Here is a 4006-nt window from a genome sequence, read left to right on the forward strand (position 1 = left end):
AAACGCCTTGGGAGAGTCCGGTCTCTGGATTCTTAATGGAGACATTGAGAATCTAAGCTGTCTCGTTGAACAAGGAATTTCCGATAGTGATAGGTCAAGAATCCCCCGTCACAGCGTAGCTTGACGGTGGGAGTATGTCAAGACAACGACTAAAGAAACCTTCGGTGATCAATCCTTCCCTATATTTAAGGGTAAAATACTTTTGGGCATCGCTACCGTAATGGAGAAATACCCCCACAATATTGATCGCTATGGCCGCGGATATTAAGGGAGCGGTGGCCGTCACCTTCTCGCTAATAATAATAAAAGGGGCAGCCCAATATAAACCGAGAACGATAAAAGTAAATATTCCCATAGCCACCGATATTTCTTTTTCCCATTGTTGATCCGGATATAATCTATCCTTGAGCAACCACATAAGACCGTAAGTTCCGTGCAGGGCAAGGTATATCCAAGCGAGCGGGGTAAAATTATTATAAAAAGCCATTAAGCCCAGTATAATTAGAAAAGTCAGGAATTTATGGCAATTAATCGCGTGTTTTATCTTCATTTTCTTCAAAGTAGAAATCAATCTGGTCGATCGAGCACTAAACAATTATAACTACTAACGTTTCATCCAGTCTTTGACATCGCTTGAGAATAAAAAAGAAAGGTCGGGGAAAGTTGTTAAAATCCATCGTTATAGCTTGTTTCGGCGCAGAAAACCATCAAAAACATGGCTAAAGAGGGAATCCTGCTCTAGAGATTAATGACATCATCGCTGATCATCAGGTTAGCGATCACCATACAGCCAACTCTACGGAATCGCTCTACTCTAGATAGAGTCAATGGTACAGCCATTTTCAAGGGGAAAATGTACCCAGTGGCGGCTTGTCAATTTTTTCTGAGAAGCCTCATGCAGTAAGGGTTTTGTTGATTTTTTGGTATTTCTGTATGGGGGAAGTCCAGTTATATCAAGATGTCGGGGCAACCCCCCTGTGGTTGCCCCTCTTAAGGATAATTTATCCCCGACGACGAAAAGAAAGACTGTTATGGTTCTGAATGATGATTTCCTTGCTCTTTCAACATTCTCAGCGCTATTCCCCTATCATGTATGGCTGCTTCGTAATTGGGTATAATTTCCCAAGCTTTGTCAATGTAATCTAATGGGCGCCTCGAAAAATCGAAAGATTTTCTAAAAACCAGAGACTGATGGGGCAAAAAGCCTTTAACTAGAGGGGATAGTCCTTAGGAGCCGACGAAAATGGTAAAAAGACAGGGGAGAGTCAAAAAACGCCAGTCAAGGCTAGAAGAGCGCCAAGACAAATTACAAGACTTGAACCGAATGATACCGTGGCAAAGATTGAGTGTTCGGCTGGAGGTTCTCGATCTGGCCAACAGGAAAAGCCAAGCTGGTCGCAAACCCATCAACCGAATAGTACTCCTGAAAATGCTAGTCCTGAAATATCTCTACAATCTCAGCAATGAGCAACTAGAGTATCAAACCCATGACCGCGCTTCCTTGAGAAGATTTGTGGGACTAGAAGAGGGGGCGGAGATTCCCGATGGAACCACAGTGGACAAATGGGAGAAAAAACTTCAGAAACATGGGCTCATAGAGAGGCTCTTTGAGGAATTTGAGGAATTTCTGCGAGAGTCAGGGTATGAAGCTCAGGGGGGACAGATTATTGATGCGACCTTAGTGCCAGTCGCGATTCAGAGGAATAGCCAAGAAGAGAACGAGCAGATTAAAAAAAGGGAAATTCCCCCACAGTGGCAGGATAATCCGCAGTTGGGGGCAGTGTTAAACCCAGACAATCAAGGCCATGAGATTTGGGCAGATAGTGCCTATCGTAGCCAGAACAGGTCGGCGGGTCTGGAAGCTCTCGGTCACATTAGTCAAATCCATGAACGAGCCTATCGCCATCGTCCCCTCAGTCAGGAACAAATAGCCAATAATCGAGAGAAATCAAAAACCAGAGCGAAGGTAGAACACGTCTTTGGGGCATGGGTAATCAGTATGGGGGGAAAATTGATGAGGGGAATTGCACTAGAGCGGGTCGGGGCACAAATCGGACTCAAGAATTGGGTGTACAACCTCAAGCGTTATCTGTTCTGGCAGAAACAGGAGTCATACCTAGCCGGGGGTCAGTGTGTCTAGCAGCAGGAAGATAACAGATTAGGTTGGCAGATTTTGACTGACAGAGCGCCTTGTTAGTCATTTAAAATTATTCCCCCTTTACCACTGTATATCGAGGAGATTTCCTCGACCAACACTTTGTTAACAAAATCTTTTATTCGAGGTGTCCTTAACTTACTTCCGATGATTGCTGTACTTTCTGTCCTATTTTCGGTTCCGTCCCTGCCAACAATCTTTTAATATTACCCTGATGACGAACAATCACATAGATGCCCCCCATCAAACTAAATAAAATATAGGGGAGAGGTTGACCCAAAACAACCATTAAAATATTCACCACCAGCGCCCCGATAATCGAACCTAAAGAAACAATCCGGAAAAGTGCGAGCATAACTAAAAAACTCGCCAAAGTTCCGCAAGCCACTAGGGGATTCATCACTAATAAAACCCCTAAACTGGTGGCGACGGATTTACCCCCGCTAAAATTCAAAAAAATCGATTTACTATGACCGATGACTGCCCCCAATCCTGCCCCGATAATTAACCAGTAATACCAACTTTCTGGGAGAGGATTGACATCCATAAAATATAGTCCTCGTACCAGGGCCACCGCCGTCATTCCTTTTAACATATCAATTAATAATACCGTCGCCCCAGCAGATTTTCCCAGAGTTCTCAGCACATTGGTAGCCCCAGTGGAACCGGAACCATAGTCACGAATATCGATACCTTTGCTGTATTTACCAATTAAATAACCCGTGGGAATCGAACCGAGCAGATAGGATAAAAGTAAGATACTAAGACTGATAAGAATCGGAATAAGCATAAATTAACCCCAATTTTTAGCGAGAGCGAGCGCCGTTATCAGTGTATCAGCCTGAAGACAAAAAAACACTCACAGGGAACCATAGACGGGAATTGCCGCCCCGCGCAAGTCTTTCGCCCCTTCCCCTGCCAGAAAACAGATCACCTCGGCTAGAGATTGGGGACTTACCCAGTCCTTGGCATTTGTCTCTCCCATCGCTTCCCGGTTGCCCGGAGTGTCGATAATACTGGGCAAAACCACGTTAGCGGTAATATTAGTCTGTTTGGTTTCTTCTGCGATCGCTTGGGTTAAAGCCACTACCGCCGCTTTCGAGGCACAATAGGCGGCCAAATTCGCCCCGGGTTGTACGGCACCACGAGAACCGATAGTGACGATACGACCATAGTTATGAAGTTTCATCGAGCGTAAACAGTGTTTACACAGTAAAAAAGTGCTATGGAGGTTTAAATCGAACATTTTTAGCCAATCTTCATAGCTAAACTCCTCCGTCGCCCCCATGGTAAAACCCCCGACTAGATGAATTAAAACATCGACCCGACCGAGATCATCAATTAATCTAGCCACGGCAGTTTCTTGGGTTAAATCCACCTTGACAAAGCGAATACGCTCAAATTCCGCCGCACTCAGCCGAGATTTCAGACGACCCACCTCCCTTTCCTCCCGATAGGTCATGGTTAGATGACCGCCATGGTCTAAAACCGCCGGAGTGACTCCTAAACCCAGTCCTCCCGTACCGCCGGTCAGCAATACCCGTTTATCTTTCATATTGATTGATATATAATCGATCGCTCCAATTTTGACTCTCCCCCGCTAACCGCTCGCGCGGTGTAGCGGGGGATTCTCGGTTCTTAGGCTTTTAACTAGATCGACCTGGTTTAACCCGGTCGATCCCCGTCAAATCGCCTCCGCAAGCGTTTTCTAACACGGTCAGTCCGACCGCGTTTTTTCCTCGGTTCTCGATTACCTTTGCTGATGCCGTATCTCTTGGTTCGATGTTACCGCAAGAATCACACCGGTGAACTCTTTCCGATAACGCTTTTTTGCCGGTAATCGCGCCACAA

At 45.5% G+C, this 4006-nt stretch carries 3 protein-coding genes and 3 pseudogenes; 2 read left to right on the forward strand and 4 right to left on the reverse strand.

Features of this window, described 5'->3' with window-relative positions; translation table 11 throughout:
- A pseudogene (locus tag IM456_RS12130) lies at positions 1-124 on the forward strand (zinc ribbon domain-containing protein); the annotation flags it as partial.
- 21 nt (positions 125-145) lie between these two features.
- Here IM456_RS12130 and IM456_RS12135 read toward each other — a convergent pair.
- A pseudogene (locus tag IM456_RS12135) lies at positions 146-550 on the reverse strand (steroid 5-alpha reductase); the annotation flags it as partial.
- 693 nt (positions 551-1243) lie between these two features.
- On the opposite strand from IM456_RS12135, the gene IM456_RS12140 reads away from it, so the two are divergent.
- Complete coding sequence (locus IM456_RS12140) at positions 1244-2140, forward strand: transposase (RefSeq protein WP_287712779.1); 897 nt, start codon at positions 1244-1246, stop codon at positions 2138-2140.
- Positions 2141-2288: 148 nt separating this feature from the next.
- On the opposite strand, the gene plsY is transcribed toward IM456_RS12140, so the two are convergent.
- From plsY to IM456_RS12155, 3 genes and pseudogenes are all read right to left on the reverse strand, one after another.
- Positions 2289-2945, reverse strand: a complete 657-nt coding sequence (gene plsY / locus IM456_RS12145) for a glycerol-3-phosphate 1-O-acyltransferase PlsY (protein ID WP_149986946.1) — start codon at positions 2943-2945, stop codon at positions 2289-2291.
- 69 nt (positions 2946-3014) lie between these two features.
- Positions 3015-3710 carry a 3-oxoacyl-ACP reductase FabG gene (gene fabG / locus IM456_RS12150; protein ID WP_287692749.1) on the reverse strand — a complete coding sequence of 232 codons (696 nt, stop codon included), beginning with the start codon at positions 3708-3710 and terminating at the stop codon, positions 3015-3017.
- 91 nt (positions 3711-3801) lie between these two features.
- Positions 3802-4006: pseudogene (locus tag IM456_RS12155) on the reverse strand (RNA-guided endonuclease InsQ/TnpB family protein); the annotation flags it as partial.

Source organism: Microcystis sp. M079S1, assembly GCF_020246425.1.
Classification (GTDB): domain Bacteria; phylum Cyanobacteriota; class Cyanobacteriia; order Cyanobacteriales; family Microcystaceae; genus Microcystis; species Microcystis aeruginosa.

Bases quoted from the DNA above. Each gene is read 5' to 3' on its own strand.
- IM456_RS12140 (WP_287712779.1), top strand. From the start codon at position 1,244: ATGGTAAAAAGACAGGGGAGAGTCAAAAAACGCCAGTCAAGGCTAGAA.
- plsY (WP_149986946.1), bottom strand. From the start codon at position 2,945: ATGCTTATTCCGATTCTTATCAGTCTTAGTATCTTACTTTTATCCTAT.
- fabG (WP_287692749.1), bottom strand. From the start codon at position 3,710: ATGAAAGATAAACGGGTATTGCTGACCGGCGGTACGGGAGGACTGGGT.